This window comes from Azotobacter chroococcum (assembly GCF_004339665.1).
In the GTDB taxonomy this organism is placed as follows: Bacteria; Pseudomonadota; Gammaproteobacteria; order Pseudomonadales; family Pseudomonadaceae; genus Azotobacter; species Azotobacter chroococcum.
Genome location: NZ_SMMU01000008.1, coordinates 48787 through 72612 on the forward strand (window position 1 = coordinate 48787; position 23826 = coordinate 72612).

The following is a 23826-nucleotide window of genomic DNA, read 5'->3' on the forward strand; positions in this document are numbered from 1 at the left end:
CCGCGCCGGCCGCGGTCAGATGCCCGTATGCGGTCCGCCGCCTCTCGCCGAGGAAATCCCGATGCCCGAGCAGACCATCCGCAGCCGCGCCGCCCTGGGCGGCCACCCGCTGCATCCGATGATGATCCACTTTCCGGTCGCCGCCCTGTTCGGGCTGGTCGCCAGCGACCTCGGCTACCTGCTGAGCGGCGACCCCTTCTGGGCCCGGGCCAGCCTGTGGCTGGCCGGGGTCGGCGCCTTCGGCGGCTGGCTCGCCAGCATCGCCGGCCTCGTCGACCTGTTCAGCGTGCGGCGGATTCGCCGCCTGATCACCGGCTGGTGCCATGCCATTCTCGCCGTGATGATGCTCTCGCTGGCCTCGCTGAACTGGCTGCAGCGCTACCTCGCCGCGGAGCAGATCTTGCCCTGGGGGCTGTACCTGTCCCTGCTGACCGCGCTGCTGATCGTGCTGGCCGCCTGGCTGGGCGGTCGCCTGGTCTACGAGCATGCGGTGGGGGTCGATGTGGAAGGTTGAACAGTCCGCCACCGGGAGCCTCCTCAGACGGGCCTGGCCAGGACCAGCCAGACGACGCAGAGCACGGCCAGCGCGGAGGTCACCGCCAGGGCGACGCAGAGGGAGGTCACCACAGTCTGCGGCTCGCGCTCCAGGCGCAGGATCAGCGCACCGTACAAGGCATGGCAGACCACCATGACCACCACGGCGGTCAGCTTGAGAATCAGCCAGATGCCGAGGGTGCCCTGCACGAGAAACAGCAGGGTGCCGCTGGCGATGGTGAAGAGCGCCGCCGGGGTCGCCAGCAGGTTGAACAGCTGGCGGACCGGCAGGCCATGGCCGCGGGAGGAAAGATCGCGATCGCCGCCGGCGCGGCCGGCGATCAGCCCCGGCAGATAGAACAGGGCAGCGCACCAGATCAGCAAAAAGACGATATGCACGCTCAGCAGCCAGGGCATGGCGATCTTTCCTAATTCATTTCCTGTTTCCCTGATTCCATGCCGGCGCGCAGAGTTGGCCGAAAACACGCATGCCATTCAATATCCAAACGAGTGTAGTAGCCGGGGCCGGATATAACAGCCGCGCACAATTTCCATATTGCGGACGCGTACCGTTTGTCCGCTGCGCATTATCGCCATGGAAATTCCGGAACTCTCGCCAAGGGGTGTTTTCAGTATCCATGCAGGGCGCGTGAACACCTGCTTTTTTCAGCCTTCTTCAAGGAGAAAAAACATGCCCAAGAACACCAACCCCGGCAACTTTGCCAACGATCGCCAGAAAGCCTCGGAAGCCGGCCGCAAGGGTGGTCACAACAGCGGCGGAAACTTTGCCAACGACCGCGAGAAGGCTTCCGAAGCCGGCCGCAAGGGAGGCCAGCACAGTCACGGCGGACAGGCTGGCAAAGAGGGTGGCAAAGAGCGTCGTTGATCTTTGCGCCTGGCGGAGAGCATCGCCCGATTCATCCATAATCGGGCGATGCTCTCGCCATTTATATTTACCGCATTGATTGTCCGTAGCCGTGCGTGATGGTCATTGCCGGCCGGCAACCATTCGTCCTGCCGGCGTCACAGGCCGAAATGCTTGCGCTTGCGATACAGCGTCGAGGCGTCGATGCCGAGCGTTTTGGCGGCCTGTTCGAGGGTTTCGCTGGTTGCCAGCACGGCGGCGATATGGGCCCTCTCCAGCTCCTCAAGCCGCAGCGGCATGCCCACCCGCGGCACGCTGCCGACCGGCTGCTCGCCCAGCCCCAGATGGGTCGTCTCGATCAGCTCCTGCGGGCAGATGATGCTGGCCCGCTCGACCACGTTGCGCAGCTCGCGGATGTTGCCCGGCCAGTGGTAGCCCAGCAGGGCCGCCTGTGCCGCCTCGCTGAAGCCGCGCGCCGGGCGGCCGTAGCTCCTGACGAACATAAGCAGGAAGCGTTCGGCCAGGTCGCGGATGTCCTCGGGACGTTCGCGCAGCGGCGGCAGATGCAGGGTGATCACGTTGATCCGATAGAGCAGGTCCTCGCGAAACTGCCCCGCCCGCACCATGGCTTCGAGGTCGCGGTTGGTGGCGGCGAGGATGCGCACATCGGCCTGGCGCGTCACCGGATCGCCGATCCGCTCGTACTCCTTGTCCTGGATGAAGCGCAGCAGCTTGGGCTGCAGGGACAGCGGGAAATCGCCGATCTCGTCGAGGAACAGGGTACCGCCGTCGGCCTGGCTGACCCGTCCCAGGGTGCTGTCGGTGGCCCCGGTGAAGGCGCCGCGGTTGTGCCCGAACATCTCGCTTTCCATCAGCTCGGCGGACAGCGAGGGACAGTTGATGGTCACGAAGGACTTCTTTGCCCGCCGGCTCCAGCCATGGATGGCGCGCGCCAGCTCGCCCTTGCCGGTGCCCGACTCGCCGAGAACGAGGACGTTGGCATCGGTGTCGGCCACCTGCCGGGCGGTCTCCAGGACCGCCATCATCGCCGGATTGTCCGAGCCGAAGACATCGCTGGGCGGGCGCAACTGGCCCTCCAGGACCGCCAGGCGCGTTGCCAGCTGGCCGATCTCCAGCTGCTTGGCCGCGGCCAGACACAGCTGGTCGGGACTGCACGGCTTGACCAGGTAGTCGGACGCGCCGGCCTTGATCGCCTCGACCGCCGTATCCACCGCACTCAGGGCGGTGACGATCACCACACGCATCCAGGGCGCCTGGCTGCGCAGGCGCTGCAGCACCTCCAGGCCGTTCTCCTCGCCCAGGCGCAGATCGAGAAAGCACAGATCGAAGACCTGGCGTTGCAGCAACGCTTCCGCCTGCGCCCCGCTGCCGGAACTCATCACGCTGTAGCCACGCTCCTCGAGACAGGAGCGGAAAGTTCTCAGTATTGCCGGCTCGTCATCCACCAAGAGTATCCGGCCGGTGACTTCCGTCGTGGATTTCATTCTCCCCCTCGTGTGTCTTCGTGGTGCCAGGTTCAGGCCTACAGCGTAGTTGCAAACGTTCGGTAACGTTGCCGCTGCACGGAGGCCGAATCCTCTCCGGCGGACAGGCCGGGAAGGAAGACCGCGAGGGGGGAATGCGCCAATCCGTCAGGAAAATGAAGGCAAATTGCTGGGTATGCACATCATCCTGACACATGCGCCATGCGGGATCGCGCGCCGGGGCACCGACCGACGGCGTGCCGGTGGCGGATGGGGCAGGACAGCCGGGCGAGCGGAAAGGGATGGCGGGACGCTGCACGGCAGGGCCGGCGCCCCGGGCGCGGAGGCCGGGGCCCCGGCCTGTGCGTCAGTCGTGCTTCTTGTGGGTGGCCGCCAGCTGTTTGGCCTTTTCCCAGTGTTGCTCCAGGGTCGGCAGGGACTTGCTGGCGAAGGCCTTGAGGTCCGCATCCTCCACCTGCTGCGCGGCCTTGCGGTACAGCTCGACGGTATTCTCGTGGGAGGCGACCTGGTTGTTGGCATAGGCCTCATCGAAGGATTCGCCGTCGCGCAATTGCAGAATCCACTTCTTGGCCTTGCTCATCAGTTCGGCCTCGGTGGCCACTTCCAGCTGCTTGGTCGTGGCAATCTGCGCCAGCTGTTGGTTCGCCGCGGTATGTTCGTCGATCATCTGCTGGGCAAAGGCCTTGATATCCGGGGAAGTACTTTTCTCCAGGGCAAGTTTGCCGCTCTCGATTTCCGCAATGCCCTTTGCCGACGCCTCGTCGACAAAGTCATCGGCATCCATGCTATCGGCGGCATATAGGCTGCCGAATACGGCAAGCAAGAGCGCAGCGAAAAAGGCTTTATATATTCTCATCATGGCTTATTACCTCTTTAGAAAAGATTCCCATATAGGAAGTTTTCCGACAACGAACAACCTGTCCCGGCAAAGGTACGACTTACCCGATGGGAGATAGTTCTGAAATATCGGACGCCCAGACGCCCCCCTGTCAATCAAGCGGTATTGCTGCGTACCGGAAAGTTCTCGAAAGTTGAATCCCACCCGTCAGCCGGGATGAACTTTGGAAGTGCCGGCGGATTCTACCCAATGCACCCATCATCCCCCATCAAGGAGATCGTCAAATGGCAACTGTCCACGAAAACCTGCTTGATTGGCTGCGCGATGCCCATGCCATGGAGCAGCAGGCGGAAAACATGCTGGAGTCGCTTTCCGACCGCATCGAGCATTATCCCCAGTTCAAGGTGCACATCGACCAGCACCTGCAGGAAACCCGCTGGCAGAGGGACCAGATCGAAAGCTGCATCAGGCGCCTGGGCAGCAGCCCTTCGGCATTCAAGGACATGGCCGCCAAGGTCGTGGCCTTCGGCCAGGGGCTCAGCGGCGTGGTCATGAGCGACGAGGTGGTCAAGGGCGCGATCAGTACCTATGTCTTCGAGAACATGGAGATCGCCTCCTACCGGACGCTCATCGCCGCCGCCGAAATGGCCGGAGACGCGGAAACCAAGCGGGTCGCGCAGGAAATCCTGATGCAGGAGCAGGCGATGGCCGACTGGCTGCTGAACTATCTGCCGGAAATCACCAGCGATTTCCTGAGCCGCTCCGAAACCCCCGACGTGGCCGCCAAGCGCTGAGGCGGCTGCCAGGCGAAACCGCCTGCGCGCCTTCGAAGCACCTCCCCCAGCAACGAGCCCGGTACCGAGCAGCCGCCCGGCACCGGCTCGCCATATCACCCCGCCTCAGCCATTGACCACCGTTCCGCCATTGACGTGCAGCACCTGCCCGGTCACGTAGGAGGAGTCGTTGCAGGCGAGATACACGTAGGCCGGCGCCACCTCCTCCGGCTGCCCGGGACGCTGCATCGGCGTCGAGGCGCCGAAATGCGCCACCTCCTCCGCGCTGAAGGTGGAAGGAATCAGCGGCGTCCAGATCGGCCCCGGCGCCACCGCGTTGACGCGGATGCCGCGCGGCGCCAGGTTGGCCGACAGGGCGCGGGTGAAGGCGGTGATCGCCCCCTTGGTGGAGGAATAGTCGATCAGCTTGGGATTGCCCTTGTAGGCGGTGACCGAGGTGGTGTTGATGATCGCATCGCCCTCCTTCATCGACGGCAGCGCCGCCTTGGTCAGCTGGAACATGCCGAAGATGTTGGTGCGGAAGGTCTTCTCCCACTGCTCTTCGCTGATGTCCTCAAGCCGCTCCTGCGGGTGCTGCTCGCCGGCGTTGTTGACCAGCACGTCCAGATGGCCCCATTGGCCGAGGGTTTCCTCGACCACCATGCGGCAGAACGCGGCATCGGCCACGTCGCCGGCCAGGGCCAGGCAGCGGCGGCCGTGCTTCTCGATTTCCCGGCGGGTCTCCTCGGCATCTTCCGGCTGGTCCAGATACAGCAGGACGATGTCCGCTCCCTCCCTGGCGAAGACCACCGCTACGGCGCGACCGATGCCGCTGTCGGCGCCGGTGATGACCGCGACCTTGCCCTCCAGCTTGCCGGCCGCCCTGTAGTCCTCGGCCTTGTATGCCGGCCGCGGATGCATTTCGCCTTCCTTGCCGGGCCGTTGCGCCTGGTGCTGCGGCGGCAGGGTTTGGTTGTTTTCAGCCATAACGTTCACCTTACGTCTTGGATAACAGGTGGATGGGATGCCACGGAAGACTCGGACGCGCCGGAGACAAGGGCGTGGCGTTCCTCCCTTCAGCAGACTCGGCCGGTTTTTCCAAGTTCGGGCGAAGCGCCGGACTCGGAAAAACCGCCCCCGGCACTCACGGCGAGCCACCGTGCATGACGCATGTCGCGCCGGCGGGACAAAAGCCGAAAACGGTGGTCGGACTCATCAAGCAGCAAGACGCACAGGCCACTGCCATGACCGATGCCCCGCCGGATACTCCCGGGCCACGCACGCAGCCGGACGACGCGCAGCAGGATGATTTCGCCCCGCGCCACTACCCGATCGCCGACCAGATCGTCCGCCAGCGTAGGATCTGGAAACACGAGCGGATCGGCTTCGTCGTGCTGCTCGCCTTCATCGCCCTGGCCCTGAGCGGCCTGTTCGCCAGCGGCCCGCTCAGCCGGCACATCGGCAGCAGTCCACAACAGCGCCTGACGGTGGAGTACGAGCGCTTCCTGCGCAACGGCGCCAGCAGCCGGATCGTTCTCGTCGCCCGGACCAGCCCCTCGGCGCGGGCCACCCTGCGCATCGACCAGGCGTTCCTGCGGGCCCATGTGGTCGAAAGCCTGCAACCGCAGCCCCTGTCCGCCCGCAGCCACGAGGGCGGGCTGGAACTCGCCGGCCAGGCCGACGAACGGGGTGAGTTCAGCCTCTACCTGACGATCCGCCCCGACGGCATCGGGCTGGTGCGTAGCACCGCCTGGTTCGAAGGCGACAGCGTGGTCTTCACGCAATTCATCTATCCGTGAGGAGGGAGCGATGGACGCCGTTCTGCGAGCCACTGCGATCTACCTGGCCCTGCTGGCCCTGTTCAAGATCGCCGGCCGGCGCACCCTGGCGGACATCAGCAATTTCGACCTGCTGCTGCTGTTGATCATCGGCGAGGCGACGCAGCAGGCGCTGCTAGGCGACGACTTTTCGCTCACCAACGCGCTCATCGTGATCGTGACCCTGATCGTCATCGACGTCGGCCTGTCGTTCGTCAAGCTCCGCTTCGCCCGGATCGACATGCTGATCGAGGGCACCTCGACGCTGATCGTCGAGGACGGCCGGCCCCTGAAGAAGCGCCTGCGCGAGGCCCGCCTGCGCGAGGAAGACATCCTGCTGGCGGCGCGCCAGAGCCAGGGGCTGGAACAGATGCGGCAGATCAAGTACGCGATCCTCGAGAAGAACGGCAAGATCTCGATCATCCCCTACTCGTCCGGATGATCCGCCCCAGAGCCCTGCCCGTCTCGCCGGGAAGCCGAAAAAACATTGAACGTCGCGGCGCAGTTCCCCCTCCAACCCTGAAGGGGCATCCCTGCTGCCGCTCCGGGAGGACTCGTCATGTTCGGATCGGAAGCACTCGACCTGGCCCGCATCCAGTTCGCCTTCACCGTGTCCTTCCACATCCTCTTTCCGGCGATCACCATCGGCCTGGCCAGCTACCTGGCGGTGCTCGAGGGGCTCTGGCTGAAGACCCGGGAACAGGTCTACCTCGACCTGTACCACTTCTGGCTGAAGATCTTCGCGGTGAACTTCGGCATGGGGGTGGTTTCCGGGATCGTCATGGCCTACCAGTTCGGCACCAACTGGAGTCAGTTCTCCACCTTCGCTGGCAGCATCACCGGCCCGCTGCTGGCCTACGAGGTGCTCACCGCCTTCTTCCTGGAGGCCGGCTTTCTCGGCGTCATGCTGTTCGGCCTGAACCGGGTCGGCCCCGGGCTGCACTTCTTCTCCACCCTGATGGTGGCGATCGGCACACTGATCTCGACCTTCTGGATTCTTGCCTCGAACAGTTGGATGCACACCCCGCAGGGCCATGCCCTCGTCGATGGCAGGCTCGTCCCGGCGGACTGGCTGGCGGTGATCTTCAACCCCTCGTTCCCCTATCGCCTGCTCCACATGGTGGTCGCCGCCTATCTGGCCACCGCCTTCTTCGTCGGCGCCGCAGCGGCCTGGCACCTGCTGCGCGGCCACGACAACCCGGCGCTGCGCAAGATGCTCTCCATGGCCATGTGGATGGCGCTGCTCGTCGCGCCGGTGCAGGCGGTGATCGGCGACTTCCACGGTCTCAATACCTTGGAACACCAGCCGGCGAAGATCGCCGCCATCGAGGGCCACTGGGAGAACGTCGAGGGCGAGCCGACGCCGCTGATCCTCTTCGGCTGGCCGGACATGGCGCGCGAGGAAACCCGCTTCGCCGTGGAGATCCCGGTGCTCGGCAGCCTGATCCTCAACCACAGCCTGAGCGAGCCGATCCCGGCCCTGAAGGAGTTCGCCGCGGAGGACCGGCCCAACGCGACCATCGTGTTCTGGACCTTCCGGGTGATGGTCGGCCTCGGCCTGCTGATGATCCTCACCGGCCTGTGGAGCCTCTGGCTGCGCCGGCGCGGCGACCTCTACCAGTCGCGGCGCTTCCTGCGCATGGCGCTCTTGATGGGGCCGTCCGGGCTGCTCGCCATCCTCGCCGGCTGGTTCACCACCGAGGTCGGCCGCCAGCCCTGGGTGGTCCACGGCCTGCTGCGCACCCGCGACGCGGTCTCGGCACACGGCGTCGCCGAGATGAGCATCAGCCTGGCGCTGTTCGTGGTGGTCTATCTGGCGGTGTTCGGCATCGGCTTTGTCTATGTGCTGCACCTGGTCCACAAGGGACCTTTGACCGACGAAGGGCGCGAGCAGCCCGTCAGCGGCGGTGCGGGCCGGCCGCGCACGCCGGCGCGGCCGCTGTCGGCGCCCGAGGAAGGTCTGGACGCTGGCGAACCGAACGCGAGGAGCTGAACCATGGGCATCGATCTTTCCCTGATCTGGGCGGCGATCATCAGCTTTGGCGTGATGATGTACGTGGTGATGGACGGCTTCGACCTGGGCATCGGCATGCTCTACCCGTTCTTCAAGGACAGCCATGACCGCGACGTGATGATGAACACCGTGGCGCCGGTCTGGGACGGCAACGAGACCTGGCTGGTGCTCGGCGGCGCCGGGCTGTTCGCGGCCTTCCCGCTGGCCTATGCGGTGATCCTCTCGGCGCTCTACCTGCCGCTGGTGTTCATGCTGATCGGCCTGGTGTTCCGCGGCGTGGCCTTCGAGTTCCGCTTCAAGGCCCGCGAGGAGCAGCAGCACCTCTGGGACAAGGCGTTCATCGGCGGTTCGCTGGCAGCCACCTTCTTCCAGGGCGTGGTACTGGGCACCTTCATCGACGGCATCCCGGTGGCCGACGGCCGGTTCGCCGGCGGCGCGCTCGACTGGCTGGCGCCCTTCCCGCTGTTCTGCGGCCTCGGCCTGATCGTCGCCTACGGCCTGCTCGGCTGCACCTGGCTGATCATGAAGACCGAAGGCCGTCTGCAGCGGCGCATGCACGATCTGGCGCGGCCGCTGACCCTGGTGCTGCTGGCGGTGATCGGCATTCTCAGCCTGTGGACGCCGCTGGCCCACGAGGCCATCGCCCGGCGCTGGTTCAGCCTGCCCAACCTGGTCTGGTTCCTGCCCGTGCCGCTGCTGGTGCTGCTGAGCGTCCGGGCGCTGCTGCGCTCGGTGGCCAACAACGATCATGCGCGGCCCTTCCTGCTCACCCTGGCGCTAATCTTCCTCGGCTACAGCGGCCTGATCATCAGCCTGTGGCCGAACATCATCCCGCCGGCGATCTCCATCCACGACGCCGCCGCGCCGCCGCAGAGCCAGGGCTTTACGCTGGTCGGCGCGCTGCTGATCATCCCCGTCATCCTCGGCTACACCGCCTGGAGCTACTACGTGTTCCGTGGCAAGGTGAGGCACGGCGAGGGCTATCACTGAGCGCCACGACGGCCGCCGCGCCTACCCGCGGGAAAACCGGCACAGTTTCCGGCATTCGAGTCTAGGGTCTGTTGACGTTTTGGCGTGAGCCCTACGCCAAAACGTCAACAGACCCTAGTTATAACTTTCATGCATCCTGGCGCTCGACAAAGTGGCTGCCCCTCGCACTTGCGAAAGTTTCCTCACGTCCAACTTGCACAACCTCAACGCTGTAACCGAGCACAACTTGAATAACCCTTCGGGCAACAAATACCTTGCCCGGGAGAACAGGGCTGGCCATTCGTCGGCATTCGGAAACCTTGACTGCCCCCCGTCATCGAAACTATCAACTGCTTCCCGGGCATGTATTTGCCCGACTGCCGGACTCCCATACAAGCGAAGCCTCTGAAAAACAGGCAGCCATATATCGATCATGCACTTTCTACCCGGGAAGATAGTTGCCCCATCAAATGACCTGTATCGAAAGGAGGTGGGCCATGCACAAAGCCAGAGGCCGCCTGGGTGTCTCTCGGGCAGGCAGGAAAGGAGGCACTGCCTCCTCCGTGTCTCATGGTCGGGAGTTCTATGAACAGCTTGGTTACAAGGCTGGCCCGAAAGAGGGTGCGCGGATGCGCAACTCCATCGAAGAACGAAGGAAATTCCGCGGAAGTCACTGAACCGATAGGTAACGTCATGGCGACTGAAAAAGGTTCGATCAGTGTGAGCGAAGCCGGCCGCAGGGGTGGCGAGGCACGCAAAGAACAACTCGGGTCGGAAGGTTACTCCGAACTCGGCCACAAAGGCGGGCAGCGCGTTCGTGAACTCATCAAGGAAGGAAAAAAAGCCAGAGGCGAAAAATAGCCCATGATCTGGCGAGTACACGAGCAGCGATAACAAGGTCCTAAACAATCAGGAGAACATCATCATGGCAACTTCACGTCAAGGCGGCGGCGGCGGCTCCGGTTCCGGCCAGAACAAAGAAAAAGGCACCATGAGCGTGCGGGAAGCCGGGCAGAAAGGCGGCGAAATCCGCAAGGAGCAACTCGGCCCCGAGGGCTACGCCGAACTCGGCCACAAGGGCGGCGAAGCCCGCAAGGAGCAACTCGGCCCGGAGGGTTACTCCGAACTCGGCCACAAGGGCGGCGAAGCCCGCAAGGAGCAACTCGGCCCGAAAGGCTACTCCGAACTCGGCAAGAAGGGCGGCGAAGCCCGCAAGGAACAACTCGGCCCGGAAGGCTATTCGGAGCTCGGCCATAAAGGCGGCCAGCGGGTACGTGAGTTGATCGAGGAAGGCAAACGGGCCGAGAGCCGCCAGGGGGCTCAAGGCAGCCGGCAGGAGGACAGCCAGCCCGAAGGCCGCAGCCAGTCCTCGCAGGAAGACCAGAGCCGGAAACGCTAGAGCCGTTTCAGTGTATTCGGGCTCCAGGAATGTCCGGGACTTCTCCCCTCTCCCCGGCCCTCACCCCAAGGGGAGAGGATGCTGAAGGCCGTCGCTCCCAACGATCGCTGCAGTCTTGAGCCGGTGTTTCACGAACATGCTCGCGTCGACCGACTGCACACAAGCCGGCAGGGAACGAGCCGCTCCGGCAGAGACCCGGACAGAGACTGGCAAAAGGGGGGGAACGACTCCCCCTTTCCGACGTCTGAGGAGAACAGGATGACTCGCGGTCTGGAGGGCTGTCGCCCATCAGCACCGGAAGGCCGCGATGGCGAACTCTCCCGCAAGCGTCCACGCCGCCCAGGCCATGGCTGACTGCCCATGATCAATCCCCGCTTCGAATACAGGGTCTTCCTGTTCCTGCTGGTGCTGATTTCCCTGGCCTTCGCCTGGATCATCATTCCCTTCTACGGCGCCATCTTCTGGGCGATCGCGCTGGCCATTCTCTTCCATCCCGTGCAGCGCTATTTGCAGCGCCGCTTCGGCGAGCATCCGAATCTGAGCGCCTCACTCACCCTGATCATTTGCGTGATCGTCGCCGTCCTGCCCATCACCATCATTTCCACCCTGCTGATCCAGGAAGGCGTCACCCTCTATACCCAGCTCGAGGCGGGTGAAATCGACTTCGCCGGCCTGCTCGAAGACTTCAAGGCACGTCTGCCCGAGCCCCTGCAAAGGGTCTTGTCCCGCTTCGGCCTGGACAGCCAGCATGGCCTGCGCGACAGGATCGCCACGGCCGCCATGCAGGGCAGCCAGTTCCTCGCCACCCAGGCCTTCAACCTCGGCCAGGACACCTTCCAGTTCATCCTCGGCTTTTTCGTGATGCTCTATCTGCTGTTTTTCTTTCTGCGCGACGGCACCGTCCTGGTCACCCAGATCCGGGAAGCCATTCCGCTCAGCGAAATGAAAAAGAGCCGGCTGTTCCAGCGCTTCACCTGTGTGGTACAGGCCACCATCAAGGGCAGCCTCGTCGTGGCGGTCATCCAGGGAACCCTGGGCGGAGTGATATTCGCCGTGCTGGGCATTCCCCGGGCCTTGCTGTGGGCCGTCGCCATGGCCTTCCTGTCGTTTCTCCCGGCCCTGGGCACGGGACTGATCTGGGGACCGGTCGCCCTCTACTTCCTGCTCAGCGGAGCCATTCTGAAGAGCGTGCTGCTCACCGCCGCCGGCATCTTCGTCATCGGCCTGGTGGACAACATCGTGCGGCCCATCCTGGTGAGCAAGGACACCCGCATACCGGACTATCTGGTCCTGGTATCGACGCTGGGCGGCCTGGCCCTGTTCGGCCTCAACGGCTTTGTCATCGGTCCGGTGATCGCCGCCCTGTTCGTCTCGACCTGGAACCTGTTTTCATACCAGACACGCTGAGCGGGTCTCCATTACGCGGCCGACAGTAGCGGGTCCCATGCGCCGCTTCGTGCAAATTGCACAGCGGAGCGAACGCCAATCCTGCACCCTGCAATACGAGCAGCCTCGCCCGCAGGGATATCCGATTGAAATGTCGAGCAATTCCGGAACTTCCTGCGTTGGCGCGCTACTTGCCTCAATGACAAGGCGGTAAAACAACAACGCATGAAACAACCGGAGGATTGTCAAAATGAGCCATGGCAAAATCCGCTCAGTTCTGCGTGGCAAAAGCCTTCCAGTAAGCGTGGTGTTTATTCTGGCCCTGGGCTCGGTCATCTCCTGCGGGAATACGCCTCCCCTCGCAAAGGCTGCATCGCCCCGCTTTCGGGAACCCCCTCTTCCCCTGCAACACCTGCACCCTGTCAACGGCCCTGGGGCCACAGTTCATAAGGGCGACCAGCACAGCGTACTGATCCCCCAGCCGCGCTGGATCTTTTGAGTCTGCGGATGTCTTATGGAATGTAATCAACAAATCCGCACGCGAAGGAGCCTGACATGCTGACTTGGTCCATCATCTTTCTGGTCATCGCCATAATTGCAGGGCTGCTCGGCTTCGGTGGTATTGCAGGGACTGCCACCGGTATCGCGAAAATACTCTTCGTGCTCTTCCTGATCCTGTTCGTCGTTTCCCTGTTGTTCGGCCGCACCTCGGTCTAGCCTCAAACAAATTGGCAGCGGCCCGCGGTTTTCTTCGCTGCTCGCCAGTTGCATGATCCGGAGCAGCCCCGACCAACATCGGGCGATCGTTCTTCCTTCATTGTCTGCGCCGGGCGGGGAACTCCCCCCGGCGCTGTCCGCCAAAGCCCGAAGCCCGAAGCCCTCCCGGATGACCCGCCCCGGCCTCCTGTGCTGCGTCCGAACAGGCCGGCGACTCCAAGGTACATCCACCGGGCTGCATCCATAGCCGGCCTGTGCATCCGCACAGGGTTTGCTCGAGAGCCTCTTCGCGCCTTCCAAAACTCCATACAAATAATAGCCTTATGATATTGAAATGATTTCAAATCAATATCAAATACCTCTCGAAAACCAGCCAGGTGATATCACCATGACATATTTTCGGGGTCCACTCCCAAAAATTTCGCTTATTTCATGGCGACCTGCCAACAGCCGCGGAACTTATCCAAACACCAGTACTCTGTATTGGGCGCGAAGGTCCGACTGCTGGCAAACTGCCGGAAGGAGGCACCGAAGAAAAACGAGCCGGGGAACTATTGCAGGAAAAACGATTCTTATGCCTGCAACCTCTGGGGCTCCAGAAACATACATGTACGAGTACCACGAAAAGTCACAGAATCCAGCAACAATATCTATTAGACCAATGTGCTGGACAGCGTAATGGCAAACGGATGGCATCCCGCGCGGCAAAACAAAAACAGGGATGCGCCATGCCGAACGCTCTTTCGTGGAGCTTTTGAACTTCGATGAAGTATCTCTGAAAGCCTGCCTTCGTTTTAACGCCGACTTTTTGGCGCAATAACTTATTGACTGTATTTCGGCCTGCAACTTCGTTTGAAGGCCGCCGGCAACCTGATGGCTAAGGTTTTTAGTCGTCGATTTTCTGTAGCGTCATAAATAAAGGACGAGGTGAACGCGATGCGTATCAGTATTTTCGGACTGGGTTATGTGGGTGCAGTATGCGCCGGCTGTCTTTCGACGCGTGGGCACAATGTGCTCGGCGTGGATATTTCCGCCGCCAAGATTGACATGATCAACCAGGGCAAATCCCCCATCGTCGAACCGGGCCTGGAAGAACTGCTGGCCGAAGGCGTGAAGACCGGCCGTCTGCGTGGTACCACCAATGTGTCCGAAGCGATTCTCGCCAGCGATCTGTCCATGCTCTGCGTCGGCACGCCGAGCAAGCTGAACGGCGATCTGGAACTCGACTACATCGAGGAAGTGTGCCGCCAGATCGGCACCGCCCTGCGCGACAAGAACGAGCGCCACACCGTGGTGGTGCGCAGCACCGTGCTGCCGGGCACCGTTCACAACGTGGTCATCCCGGCCCTCGAGCAGTACTCCGGGAAGAAGGCCGGCGTCGATTTCGGCGTGGCGGTCAACCCCGAGTTCCTGCGCGAAAGCACCGCGATCAAGGACTACAACTTCCCGCCGATGACCGTGATCGGCGAGCTGGACAAGGCCTCCGGCGACGCCCTGGAAGCCATCTACGCCGAACTCGACGCACCGATCGTCCGCAAGGACATCGCTGTCGCCGAAATGATCAAGTACACCTGCAACGTCTGGCACGCGGCCAAGGTCACCTTCGCCAACGAGATCGGCAACATCGCCAAGGCCGCCGGCGTCGACGGCCGCGAGGTGATGGAAGTGGTCTGCATGGACCACAAGCTCAACCTGTCGCAGTACTACATGCGCCCCGGCTTCGCCTTCGGCGGCTCCTGCCTGCCCAAGGACGTGCGCGCCCTCAGCTACCGCGCCGGCCAGTGGGACGTCGATGCCCCGCTGATCAGCTCGCTGATGCGCAGCAACGCCGTCCAGGTGCAGAAAGCCTACGACATGATCGACAACCACGGCTCGCGCAAGGTCGCCCTGCTCGGCCTGAGCTTCAAGGCCGGTACCGACGACCTGCGCGAAAGCCCGCAGCTGGAGCTGGCCGAGATGCTGATCGGCAAGGGCTTCAACCTGAGCATCTTCGACAGCAACGTCGAATACGCCCGCGATCACGGCGCCAACGGCCACTACATCAAGAACGAGATCGCCCACGTCTCCGCCCTGCTCAAGTCCGACCTGGACAAGGTTGTCGCGGAAGCCGACGTCATCGTTCTCGGCAACGCCGATCCGCGCTTCGAGAAGCTGGCCAAGCAGGTTCCGGCCGGCAAGAAGGTCATCGACCTGATCGGCTTCATGCCCGAGCGCACCAACGGCGCCGCCGAAGGCATCTGCTGGTAATCCGCCGCCGTCCGCCCCTTCGGGGGCGGACCTGACCGGGGGCGTGCGCAGACGACCGCGCGACCCCGGCCAGCCCGCGACTACAGACGACGGACTCAAGACGATAATGGACAGGTTCAAGCATGCCCTCGGGGAAGCCACCGGCTGGCTGCTCTTCCTCAGTTTCCTGATGCTGCTGGCACTCGGCTTGCCGCCGCAGGTGTTCGATCCCGAGTCGAAGCATTTCATCATGCTGATCGGTCTGATCGGCATCTGGCGCTATTCCATGGGGGTCATCCACTTCCTGCGCGGCATGCTGTTCCTCTACGTGGTCTACCCCTATTACCGGCGCAAGGTACAGAAGCTGGGCAAGGACACCGATCCTTCCTACGTGTTCCTGATGGTCACCAGCTTCCGCATCGACGCCCTGACCACCGGCAAGGTCTACGGCTCGGTGATCCGCGAGGCGATCAACTGCGGCTACCCGACCACCGTGGTCTGCTCGATCGTGGAAATGTCCGACGAGCTGCTGATCAAGAGCCTCTGGGAAAAGCTCGAGCCCCCGGAGCGGGTCAAGCTGGACTTCGTGCGCATCGCCGGCACCGGCAAGCGCGACGGCCTGGCCAACGGCTTCCGCGCCATCTCCCGGCACATGCCCGACGACAACGCGGTGGTCGCGGTGATCGACGGCGACACCGTGCTCAACGAGGGCGTGGTGCGCCAGACGGTCCCCTACTTCAAGATCTTTCCCAACATGGGTGGCCTGACCACCAACGAATTCTGCGAAGTGCTGGGCGGCTACGTCATGAGCGAGTGGCACAAGCTGCGCTTCGCCCAGCGCCACATCAACATGTGCTCGATGGCGCTGTCGCACCGCGTGCTGACCCTCACCGGGCGGATGTCGGTGTTCCGCGCGGCGGTCGTCACCGACCCCGAGTTCATCATCGACGTCGAGAACGACAACCTCGACCACTGGCGCCTGGGCCGCTTCAAGTTCCTCACCGGCGACGACAAGTCCAGCTGGTTCAGCCTGATGCGCCTGGGCTACGACACCTTCTACGTGCCCGACGCCTCGATCCACACCGTCGAGCACCCGCCGGAGAAGCGCTTCGTCAAGGCCAGCCGCAAGCTGATGTTCCGCTGGTACGGCAACAACCTGCGGCAGAACTCCCGCGCCCTGAAGCTTGGCGTCCAGCGCCTGGGCTGGTTCACCTCGGTGGTGCTGTTCGACCAGCGCGTGTCCATGTGGACCAGCCTGCTCGGCCTGACCGTGGCGATCATCGGCTCCATCAAGTACAGCATCGCCATCTTCATCGCCTACCTGCTGTGGGTCTGCTCCACCCGCCTGGTCCTGACCCTGCTGCTGTCCGCCTCCGGACACCCGATCGGGCCGGCCTATCCGCTGATCCTCTATTACAACCAGATCGTCGGCGCACTGGTGAAGATCCACGTGTTCTTCCGCCTCGACCAGCAATCCTGGACGCGCCAGGACACCAAGCTCAACCGTGAACTCGCCAGCTTCCAGAGCTGGTTCAACAACTGGTCGTCAAAGGCCATGACCTTTTCAGCGACCAGCATTTTCATCGCTGTGCTGATGCTGTCGGTCTGACCGGGACTGAATGATCGAGAAGGAAGACATGCAACCATGAATACTGCGACCCTCAACCTGAATGTGGTCCACGAGTCGGAAGCGCAACGCCAACATGCCCGCGTCAAGCTGCCCGGCAAGATCCGCTTCCTCGGCCCCAACCGGGAAACCATCGAGCAGCGCCTGATCGACATCTCTGCCGGCGGCTTCAGCTTCGCCAGCGGCAAGCCGGTCACCCAGCAGGGCGCCTTCCACCGCGGCAAGCTGCTGTTCCAGCTCGACAGCCTGGGCCTGGCCATGGACGTCGAGTTCCAGGTGCGCAACCTCGATCCGGAAACCGGCCGCACCGGCTGCCAGTTCCACGGCCTGGGCGCCCGCGAGATCGCCACCCTGCGCCAGCTGATCACCTCGCACCTGAGCGGCGAGCTGGTCACCGTCGGCGACATGATCTGCACCCTGCAGCGCGACAACTTCACCAAGGCACGCAAGGGCAAGGGACTGGCCCAGCAGACCGTCTTCGAACGCCTGCGCGCGGTCAGCTTCAGCCTGGCGATCTTCATCGCCGGCCTCGGCGCCTTCGGCCTGATCCTCAAGCAGCTCTACGGCCTCTACTTCGTCACCCATGCCGAATCGGGCATGGTCAGCGTGCCCAGCATGGAAGTGACCATGCCCCGCGAGGGCACGGTGCAGAGCCTGGTCGGCCCGGATGGCCTGGTCGACAACGGCGCGCCGATCGCCTCCTTCTCCGCCTCCATGCTGGAAATGCTCAAGGGCCACCTGAGCGAGGAGCAGCTCAACCCGGCCAACGTCGAGAAGCTGTTCACCAAGCAGATGAAGGGCACCCTGACCAGCCCGTGCGACTGCAAGGTGGTCGCCCAACGCGTCGCCAACGGCCAGTTCGCCTCCAAGGGCGAGGTGATCTTCGAGCTGCTGCCGCGCGATGCCGCCGCCACCGTCGAGGCGCGCTTCCGCTACCACGACTTCGCCAAGGTCCAGCCGGGCACCCAGATCAGCTTCAGCGTGCCCGGCGAGGAGCAGCCGCGCTACGGCCGGATCGTCAGCAGCACCCTGCAGGCCGAAGGCCTGTCCAGCGACATCCGCGTGATCATCCAGCCCGAGCAGCCGCTGGACAGCAGCCTGGCCGGCCAGCCGGTGGAAGTGGTCATCGACCGCGGCCCCTCCTACGACTGGCTGATCGACAAGGCCGTGACCGCCGGAATCTGAGAGGAACCCTCTGGTGAATCTGACCAAGCCCCTACTGCTCTCGGCGCTGGCCGGCCTGACGGCCTGCGCCAACCTCGACCTGCCCGACCAGCGCCTGGCGAAGGAAGCCCTGCAGCGCGGTGACACCCAGACCGCCGAGCGGCACTTCCGCCAGCTCGCCGATATGGGCTTCACCGACGCCCAGCTCGGTCTGGCCGACATGCAGCTGGCCAGCGGCGATCCCGAGCAGTTGCGCAAGGCGGAACAGACCTACCGCATGGCGCTGGATGCCTCGCCGCGGGCCAAGGCCCGCCTCGGCAAGCTGCTGGCCTACAAGCCGGCCAGCAGCGAGGCGGAGAAGCGCGAAGCCGCGCAGCTGCTCGGCGACGCCTTCGCCGCCGGCGAGGACGGCGTGCTGCTGCCCCTGGCGATGCTCTACCTGAAGAATCCGCAGACCTTCCCGGATGTCAGCCTGCAGCAGCGCATCGACCAGTGGCGCGCCGCCGGCCATCCCCAAGCGGACATCGCGCAGATCGTGCTCTACCGCACCCAGGGCACCTACGACCAGCACCTGGACGACATCGAGCGGATCTGCCAGCAGCGTCTCGCCGAACACAGCGACTGCTACATCGAGCTGGCCACCGTCTACCTCAAGCGCGGGCAGAACGACCGCCTGCAGGCGCTGGTGCAGCAGCTCATGGCCGCCCAGCGCGCAGGCGCCGTGCCGGCGCAGCTGGTCATGGACGTCGCCGGCGTGCTCGCCAACCCGCTGCTCGGCCAGTCGGACGAGAAGACCGCGCGCACCACGCTCGAGGAAATCGCGCCGGTCCACCCGGCTGCCTGGGTCGCTCTGGCGCGCCTGCTCTACGACTTCCCCGGCAGCGGCGACATCGACCAGATGCTCGGCTATCTCGAGCGTGGCCGCGCCGCCGCCCAGCCGGCCGCCGACCTGCTGCTCGGCCGGCTCTACTACGAAGGCAAGCTGCTTCCCCAGGACCCGTTCAAGGCCGAGGAGCACTTCCTCAAGGCCGCCGCAACGGAAAACAGCGCCAACTACTACCTGGGCCAGATCTACCGCCGCGGCTTCCTCGGCGAGGTCTACCCGCAGAAGGCCGTCGACAGCCTGCTGACCGCCGCCCGCGGCGGCCAGGCGAGCGCCGACTACGCTTTGGCGCAGCTGTTCTCCCAGGGCCGCGGCATCCGCATCGACCTGGCCAACGCCTACGTCTTCGCGCGCCTCGCCGTGCTCCAGGGCCGGCCGGACTCCGAACCCCTGCTGCAGGAAATCGAAGCCCTGATCGCTCCCGCCGAACGCACCCGGGGCGAACAGTTGCTGCGCGATGAACAGCAGGTCCGTTACGGCGCGTGGCAAGCCCCGACGCAGCTGCAAGCCATGCAAACCGAACAGGAAGCACTATGAGAAGGAAGCAATCCATAAGCGCCGGACTGGGACTGGGAGCCACCCTGCTCTGCTCCCCCCTTCTGGCAGGCCCGGTCGGGCCCGACCGCAACTACGGCATGGAGGTGAAGATCACCGCCCAGTCGGAAGACGACCGTGACCTGGACACCCGCAACGGCGGCGACGCCGAGGGTGTCGCCCTCGACCTGCGGCCCTGGGTCTACGGCCAGCGCGGCAACTGGGGCGCGATGGTCATGCTGCAGGCGGTCGCCGGTACCGACATCATCGAGACCGACCCGACCGACCCCAACCTCGACGACGAGGACGGCACCGCATCGGGGTTCAATCGCGACAACAGCCGCGACCCGGACAAGAGCTATCTCGCCCTGCGCGAATTCTGGATCGACTACGCTGGCCTCACCGACTATCCCGGCGAGCACCTGCGCCTCGGCCGCCAGCGCGTGCGCAGCCTGACCAACGAAGGCACCTGGTGGGACATCCACATCGAGTCGCTGAACTGGACCATGGACACCAGCCTGCTGCGTGCCCAGCTCGGCGTCGCCGAACGCTTCGACGAATACCGCACCGACCTGGACAACGTGAGCGCGGAAGACAAGGACCGCACCCATGCCTTCGGTGGCCTCGACTACCAGTGGCGGCCGGGCCACTGGGCCGGCTTCAAGGTGCACCACAGCAGCGACGACGGCGACCTGCCGGACAGCCAGCAAGATGCCGAAGAGGACAAGCAGAGCAAGGCCTACACCGGCGACCTGACCTGGCTGGGCGTGCACCTGGACGGCGACTTCTTCAACCATCGCTCGACCATGCCGCTCAACTACTGGGCCGAATTCACCTGGCTGACCGGCGAGATGGACAAGCGGCACTTCGCCGAGGGCGGCAGCCCCGACCACTACAAGGACATGGACGTCGACGCCTGGGCCGTGGACCTTGGCCTGCGCTGGAACCTCAACGACCGCTGGAAGCTCGGCGCGGCCTATGCCCGAGGCAGCGGCGGCGAGGGCGACGACGAGTCCGAACAGTTCATCCAGACCGGCATGCACAGCAACCGCTCCAGCTTCACCGGCCTGCAGACGCGCATCCACCGCTTCGGCGAGGCCTTCCGTGGCGAGCTGACCAACATGCAGGTGGGCACCCTGTTCACCTCCTGGAAGCCCAACCCGGACTTCGAAACCAGCCTGATCTACCACCGCTTCTGGCGGGTCGACGATGACGAGGAACTTGGCCAGAACGGCATCAGCCCGTTCGACGACAACGACAAGGACGCCCTGAAGGCTGGCGAAAAGGACCTTGGCCAGGAAGTCGACCTGGTGATCACCCGCTACTTCAACCAAGGCATGCTGCCGGCCGGCTGGGGCGGCGAACTGGACGAGGAGTCCGCACTGATCCGTCTGCGCAGCGGCCTGTTCTTCCCCGGCAGTGCCTATGCCAGCAAGGGCGACACCAAGATGCATCGTGTCTTCGTCGACATGATCTGGCGCTTCTAGGGTCCAGCGGCACGCTGAGAGGATCGAACATGAACATGCAACGAAGACTTGCATCCACCCAGCTCAAACCCCTGCTGCTCGGCGTGCTGCTGGCCACCAGCGCCTGGAGCCAGGCCGCCCCGCCGCAGGCGGCGGGGCAGTCCGCTCCCGCCACCCTGAGTTCGAAGCAGTACAGCGTCACCAGCGCCTCGATCGAGGCGCTGCATCTGGATGCGCCCAAGCTGCCGGACCTCTCCGGCTACACCCCCGCGGCGGTGGAGGCCAAGATCCAGCGCAAGCCCGGCGGCCACCTCGCGGTGCGGCGCATGCTGCAGCAGAATGCCCTGAAGGACTTCACCGGCGGCAACGAGCGCCTGCGCGAGTGGGTTTCCCGCCAGGGCGGCATGCCCCATGCGATCTTCGTCGAAGGCGGCTACGTCGAACTGAGCCAGTTGGCCCGGCAACTGCCGCCCAGCCAGTTCGCCGAGACCGCGCCGGGCGTCTACGTGGCGCGCCTGCCGATCGTCGTCGCCCCCGGCGCGACCCTGCACATCGGCAAGAACGTCAAGGAGCTGCGCCTCTCCGAGGAGCGCGGCTCCTTCCTGGTCAACGACGGCAAGCTGTTCATCACCGACACCAAGGTGGTCGGCTGGAGCGAGAAGAACAACGCCCCGTCCAGCTACCGCGGCGAGGAGGTGTTCCGCCCCTTCCTGGTGTCCTGGGGCGGCACCGAGACCTACATCTCGCGCAGCACCATCGCCAGCCTCGGCTACAACACCAGCAAGTCCTACGGCGTGAGCATCACCCAGTACACCCCGGAGATGCACAAGCGCCTCAAGCGCTCGCACCCGACCGGCTGGCTGATCGATTCGGTATTCGAGGACATCTACTACGGCTTCTACTGCTACGAGGCCGAGGACGTGGTGGTCAAGGGCAACACCTACCGCGACAACATCGTCTACGGCATCGACCCCCACGACCGTTCGGAACGCCTGATCATCGCCGAGAACCACGTCTACGGGACGAAGAAGAAGCACGGCATCATCGTCTCGCGGGAGGTCAACAACAGCTGGATCATCAACAACCGCACCCACGACAACAAGCTATCGGGGATCGTCCTCGACCGTAACAGCGAGCACAACCTGGTCGCCTACAACGAGGTGTACCAGAACCACTCCGACGGCATCACCCTCTACGAGAGCTCGAACAACCTCATCTGGGGTAACCGGATCATCGGCAATGCGCGCCACGGCATCCGCATGCGCAACAGCATGAACATCCGCATCTACGAGAACCTCGCCGCCGCCAACCAGCTGACCGGCATCTACGGCCACATCAAGGACCTCAGCAACACCGACCGGAACTTCAAGCTCGACCCCTTCGACACCAAGGTGTCGATGATCGTGGTCGGCGGCCAGTTGGCCGGCAACGGCTCGTCGCCGATCTCGGTGGACTCGCCGCTGAGCCTCGAGCTGTACCGCGTGGAGATGCTCGCCCCGACCAAGAGCTCAGGCCTCACCTTCACCGGCGTCCTCGAAGACAAGCAGGAGGAAATCCTCGACCTGCTGATACGCCGCCAGAAGGCCGTGCTGATCGACCCCGCCGTCGACCCCACCCAGGCCGAGCTGTAGAACCGACGAGACTGCGTACATGAAGACCCACAACCGCAAATGGATTGGCCTCTCCACGCTGGCCGCGGCGATCGCCCTGGCCGCGACCGGCGTGCGTGCCGAACCCCCTGCCGGGCTGCCCACCTACCGGGCCGAGTCCTGCTGCAACCTGTGCCCGGCCGCCGCCGACCCCAACGCCTACAGCAGCAGCTACATGAAGGACTTCGTCACCCTGGTGCAGGGCAACGAGAGCGACTGGCTGTTCCGTACCAAGGAGGATCTGCGCACCGAATTCGGCACCACCCCCGAGGGCTACCGCCAGCTCAAGGCATTGCGCGACGCCTTCAAGAGCCGCGGCGTCGAGCTGGTGGTCGTCTACCAGCCGACCCGTGGCATGGTGCACCGCAACAAACTGTCCCCCGCCGATTACGCCAGCTTCGACTATGACAAGGCGGTGAGGAACTTCCAGGCGACCCTGAAGCGTTTCGAGGGGCTCGGCTACTGGGTGCCCGACCTGACCCCGCTGACCGACGAGAAGGCCGAACCGGCCTTCTATTTCCGCGGCGACCACCACTGGACCTCCTACGGCGCCGAACGCAGTGCGCGGATCGTCGCCGAGACCGTGAAGAAGATCCCCGGTTTCGAGGACATCCCGCAGAAGGAATTCGTCACCAAGAAAATGGGCCGCATGGGCAAGCGCGGCACCCACCACCGGGTCGCCGGCCAGTTGTGCAACACCACCTACGCCTTCGAGCACAGCGACCAGTTCTTCACCGAGCTCAAGGGCGAAGGTGGCGGCGACGACCTGTTCGGCGACAGCAGCCTGCCGCAGATCACCCTGGTCGGCACCAGCCACAGCGGCACGAACTACAATTTCGCCGGCTTCCTCTCCGAATACACCGGCGCCGAAATCCTCAACGTCGCCTTCCCCGGCAGCGGCCTGGCAGGCTCGATGCTCGAATACCTGAGCAGCGACGAGTTCCAGAAGAACCCGCCGAAGATCCTCATCTGGGAGTTCTCGCCGCTCTACGACCTGGCCGAGGACAAGTTCTACCGCCAGGCGCTGGCCATGCTCGGCAATGCCTGCGACGGCGAAAAGCCCCTGCTCGCCGGCAAGGCCACCCTGCGTCCCGGCGAGGCCGGCAAGGAAGTACTGATCAACGGCGCCGGCCGGCTGGTCGAGGCCACCAACTCCCGCCACCAGCTGGACATCCGCTTCAGCGACCCCTCGGTGAAGAAGCTGGAAGGCACCATCTGGTACATGACCGGCCGCCGCGAGAAGTTCCAGTTCGACAAGCCGGTCACCACCGAAACCAACGGCCGCTTCGCCTTCAACATGCGCGACGAGGCCGACTGGGGCGGACTGAACTTCTTCGCCATGGAAATCCAGCCGCCGGAGGGGCTCAAGGAGCCCGTCGAGGTCGAGGTGCGCCTGTGCAAGCGCCACGACTACCGTGCTCCGGCCAACCTGACCGCGCGCAGCGGCAACTGAGGTTCCC

At 64.2% G+C, this 23826-nt stretch carries 22 protein-coding genes; 18 read left to right on the forward strand and 4 right to left on the reverse strand.

Annotated elements, in window-relative coordinates:
• Positions 1–19: 19 nt before the first annotated feature.
• The gene (locus EV691_RS09275) at positions 20–514 is read left to right on the forward strand and encodes a DUF2231 domain-containing protein (RefSeq protein WP_131302650.1); all 495 of its coding nucleotides are present in this window, start codon (positions 20–22) and stop codon (positions 512–514) included.
• Positions 515–537: 23 nt separating this feature from the next.
• Here the strand turns inward: EV691_RS09275 and EV691_RS09280 are convergent, their stop codons facing one another.
• On the reverse strand, positions 538–951 hold the full coding sequence (locus EV691_RS09280; RefSeq protein ID WP_131302651.1) for a CopD family protein: 414 nt from the start codon (positions 949–951) through the stop codon (positions 538–540).
• 274 nt (positions 952–1225) lie between these two features.
• Between EV691_RS09280 and EV691_RS09285 the strand changes: the two genes are divergently transcribed.
• Positions 1226–1420: a con-10 family general stress protein gene (locus EV691_RS09285; RefSeq protein ID WP_039805734.1), complete on the forward strand. Its 195-nt coding sequence runs from the start codon at positions 1226–1228 to the stop codon at positions 1418–1420.
• A gap of 137 nt (positions 1421–1557) precedes the next feature.
• On the opposite strand, the gene algB is transcribed toward EV691_RS09285, so the two are convergent.
• On the reverse strand, positions 1558–2904 hold the full coding sequence (gene algB / locus EV691_RS09290; RefSeq protein ID WP_131302652.1) for a sigma-54-dependent response regulator transcription factor AlgB: 1347 nt from the start codon (positions 2902–2904) through the stop codon (positions 1558–1560).
• A 346-nt stretch (positions 2905–3250) separates the two neighbouring features.
• Positions 3251–3763: a DUF4142 domain-containing protein gene (locus tag EV691_RS09295; protein WP_131302654.1), complete on the reverse strand. Its 513-nt coding sequence runs from the start codon at positions 3761–3763 to the stop codon at positions 3251–3253.
• Between the two features lie 263 nt (positions 3764–4026).
• Here EV691_RS09295 and EV691_RS09300 point away from each other — a divergent pair, with 263 nt between their 5' ends.
• Complete coding sequence (locus EV691_RS09300) at positions 4027–4536, forward strand: ferritin-like domain-containing protein (protein WP_131302656.1); 510 nt, start codon at positions 4027–4029, stop codon at positions 4534–4536.
• Between the two features lie 105 nt (positions 4537–4641).
• Here the strand turns inward: EV691_RS09300 and EV691_RS09305 are convergent, their stop codons facing one another.
• Positions 4642–5502, reverse strand: coding sequence for an SDR family oxidoreductase (locus tag EV691_RS09305; protein ID WP_131302658.1), 861 nt, complete (start codon positions 5500–5502; stop codon positions 4642–4644).
• A gap of 257 nt (positions 5503–5759) precedes the next feature.
• Between EV691_RS09305 and EV691_RS09310 the strand changes: the two genes are divergently transcribed.
• The 15 genes from EV691_RS09310 to EV691_RS09385 all read left to right on the forward strand — a co-directional run bounded on the left by EV691_RS09310 (position 5760) and on the right by EV691_RS09385 (position 23819).
• Positions 5760–6314 (forward strand): hypothetical protein, encoded by a 555-nt coding sequence (locus EV691_RS09310; protein WP_131302660.1) that lies wholly within the window; start codon positions 5760–5762, stop codon positions 6312–6314.
• A gap of 10 nt (positions 6315–6324) precedes the next feature.
• Positions 6325–6774 (forward strand): DUF421 domain-containing protein, encoded by a 450-nt coding sequence (locus tag EV691_RS09315; protein WP_131302662.1) that lies wholly within the window; start codon positions 6325–6327, stop codon positions 6772–6774.
• A gap of 117 nt (positions 6775–6891) precedes the next feature.
• A complete protein-coding gene (locus EV691_RS09320; RefSeq protein ID WP_131302664.1) occupies positions 6892–8325 on the forward strand; it encodes a cytochrome ubiquinol oxidase subunit I in 1434 nt (477 codons plus the stop codon).
• A gap of 3 nt (positions 8326–8328) precedes the next feature.
• Entirely contained in the window at positions 8329–9336 is a 1008-nt protein-coding gene (gene cydB / locus EV691_RS09325; RefSeq protein WP_131302666.1) for a cytochrome d ubiquinol oxidase subunit II, read from the forward strand.
• A gap of 672 nt (positions 9337–10008) precedes the next feature.
• Positions 10009–10176 carry an Em GEA1 (EM1) gene (locus tag EV691_RS09335; protein ID WP_082045490.1) on the forward strand — a complete coding sequence of 56 codons (168 nt, stop codon included), beginning with the start codon at positions 10009–10011 and terminating at the stop codon, positions 10174–10176.
• Between the two features lie 64 nt (positions 10177–10240).
• A complete protein-coding gene (locus EV691_RS09340) occupies positions 10241–10714 on the forward strand; it encodes a KGG domain-containing protein (RefSeq protein ID WP_131302668.1) in 474 nt (157 codons plus the stop codon).
• A 360-nt stretch (positions 10715–11074) separates the two neighbouring features.
• Positions 11075–12121, forward strand: a complete 1047-nt coding sequence (locus tag EV691_RS09345) for an AI-2E family transporter (RefSeq protein ID WP_131302670.1) — start codon at positions 11075–11077, stop codon at positions 12119–12121.
• Between the two features lie 534 nt (positions 12122–12655).
• Positions 12656–12817, forward strand: a complete 162-nt coding sequence (locus EV691_RS09350) for a DUF1328 domain-containing protein (RefSeq protein WP_131302672.1) — start codon at positions 12656–12658, stop codon at positions 12815–12817.
• Between the two features lie 936 nt (positions 12818–13753).
• On the forward strand, positions 13754–15064 hold the full coding sequence (locus EV691_RS09355; protein WP_131302674.1) for a nucleotide sugar dehydrogenase: 1311 nt from the start codon (positions 13754–13756) through the stop codon (positions 15062–15064).
• A 106-nt stretch (positions 15065–15170) separates the two neighbouring features.
• Positions 15171–16652, forward strand: a complete 1482-nt coding sequence (alg8, locus tag EV691_RS09360; RefSeq protein WP_089169060.1) for a mannuronan synthase — start codon at positions 15171–15173, stop codon at positions 16650–16652.
• 36 nt (positions 16653–16688) lie between these two features.
• Positions 16689–17855 carry an alginate biosynthesis protein Alg44 gene (locus EV691_RS09365; RefSeq protein ID WP_131302676.1) on the forward strand — a complete coding sequence of 389 codons (1167 nt, stop codon included), beginning with the start codon at positions 16689–16691 and terminating at the stop codon, positions 17853–17855.
• A gap of 13 nt (positions 17856–17868) precedes the next feature.
• Positions 17869–19254 carry a sel1 repeat family protein gene (locus EV691_RS09370; protein WP_131302678.1) on the forward strand — a complete coding sequence of 462 codons (1386 nt, stop codon included), beginning with the start codon at positions 17869–17871 and terminating at the stop codon, positions 19252–19254.
• A complete protein-coding gene (locus tag EV691_RS09375) occupies positions 19251–20738 on the forward strand; it encodes an alginate export family protein (RefSeq protein ID WP_131302680.1) in 1488 nt (495 codons plus the stop codon). Before EV691_RS09370 ends, EV691_RS09375 begins: the two co-directional genes overlap by 4 nt.
• A 35-nt stretch (positions 20739–20773) precedes the next feature.
• Entirely contained in the window at positions 20774–22348 is a 1575-nt protein-coding gene (gene algG, locus EV691_RS09380) for a mannuronan 5-epimerase AlgG (RefSeq protein ID WP_207390301.1), read from the forward strand.
• Between the two features lie 19 nt (positions 22349–22367).
• Positions 22368–23819, forward strand: a complete 1452-nt coding sequence (locus EV691_RS09385) for an alginate O-acetyltransferase AlgX-related protein (protein ID WP_131302684.1) — start codon at positions 22368–22370, stop codon at positions 23817–23819.
• Positions 23820–23826 lie beyond the last annotated feature (7 nt).

Coding starts and splice junctions, on each gene's coding strand:
- EV691_RS09310 (WP_131302660.1), top strand. CDS start 5,760: ATGACCGATGCCCCGCCGGATACTCCCGGGCCACGCACGCAGCCGGAC.
- algG (WP_207390301.1), top strand. CDS start 20,774: ATGCAACGAAGACTTGCATCCACCCAGCTCAAACCCCTGCTGCTCGGC.
- EV691_RS09315 (WP_131302662.1), top strand. CDS start 6,325: ATGGACGCCGTTCTGCGAGCCACTGCGATCTACCTGGCCCTGCTGGCC.
- EV691_RS09280 (WP_131302651.1), bottom strand. CDS start 951: ATGCCCTGGCTGCTGAGCGTGCATATCGTCTTTTTGCTGATCTGGTGC.
- EV691_RS09340 (WP_131302668.1), top strand. CDS start 10,241: ATGGCAACTTCACGTCAAGGCGGCGGCGGCGGCTCCGGTTCCGGCCAG.
- EV691_RS09355 (WP_131302674.1), top strand. CDS start 13,754: ATGCGTATCAGTATTTTCGGACTGGGTTATGTGGGTGCAGTATGCGCC.
- EV691_RS09375 (WP_131302680.1), top strand. CDS start 19,251: ATGAGAAGGAAGCAATCCATAAGCGCCGGACTGGGACTGGGAGCCACC.
- EV691_RS09305 (WP_131302658.1), bottom strand. CDS start 5,502: ATGGCTGAAAACAACCAAACCCTGCCGCCGCAGCACCAGGCGCAACGG.
- EV691_RS09345 (WP_131302670.1), top strand. CDS start 11,075: ATGATCAATCCCCGCTTCGAATACAGGGTCTTCCTGTTCCTGCTGGTG.
- algB (WP_131302652.1), bottom strand. CDS start 2,904: ATGAAATCCACGACGGAAGTCACCGGCCGGATACTCTTGGTGGATGAC.
- alg8 (WP_089169060.1), top strand. CDS start 15,171: ATGGACAGGTTCAAGCATGCCCTCGGGGAAGCCACCGGCTGGCTGCTC.
- EV691_RS09300 (WP_131302656.1), top strand. CDS start 4,027: ATGGCAACTGTCCACGAAAACCTGCTTGATTGGCTGCGCGATGCCCAT.
- EV691_RS09385 (WP_131302684.1), top strand. CDS start 22,368: ATGAAGACCCACAACCGCAAATGGATTGGCCTCTCCACGCTGGCCGCG.
- EV691_RS09365 (WP_131302676.1), top strand. CDS start 16,689: ATGAATACTGCGACCCTCAACCTGAATGTGGTCCACGAGTCGGAAGCG.
- EV691_RS09335 (WP_082045490.1), top strand. CDS start 10,009: ATGGCGACTGAAAAAGGTTCGATCAGTGTGAGCGAAGCCGGCCGCAGG.
- cydB (WP_131302666.1), top strand. CDS start 8,329: ATGGGCATCGATCTTTCCCTGATCTGGGCGGCGATCATCAGCTTTGGC.
- EV691_RS09275 (WP_131302650.1), top strand. CDS start 20: ATGCCCGTATGCGGTCCGCCGCCTCTCGCCGAGGAAATCCCGATGCCC.
- EV691_RS09295 (WP_131302654.1), bottom strand. CDS start 3,763: ATGATGAGAATATATAAAGCCTTTTTCGCTGCGCTCTTGCTTGCCGTA.
- EV691_RS09350 (WP_131302672.1), top strand. CDS start 12,656: ATGCTGACTTGGTCCATCATCTTTCTGGTCATCGCCATAATTGCAGGG.
- EV691_RS09320 (WP_131302664.1), top strand. CDS start 6,892: ATGTTCGGATCGGAAGCACTCGACCTGGCCCGCATCCAGTTCGCCTTC.
- EV691_RS09285 (WP_039805734.1), top strand. CDS start 1,226: ATGCCCAAGAACACCAACCCCGGCAACTTTGCCAACGATCGCCAGAAA.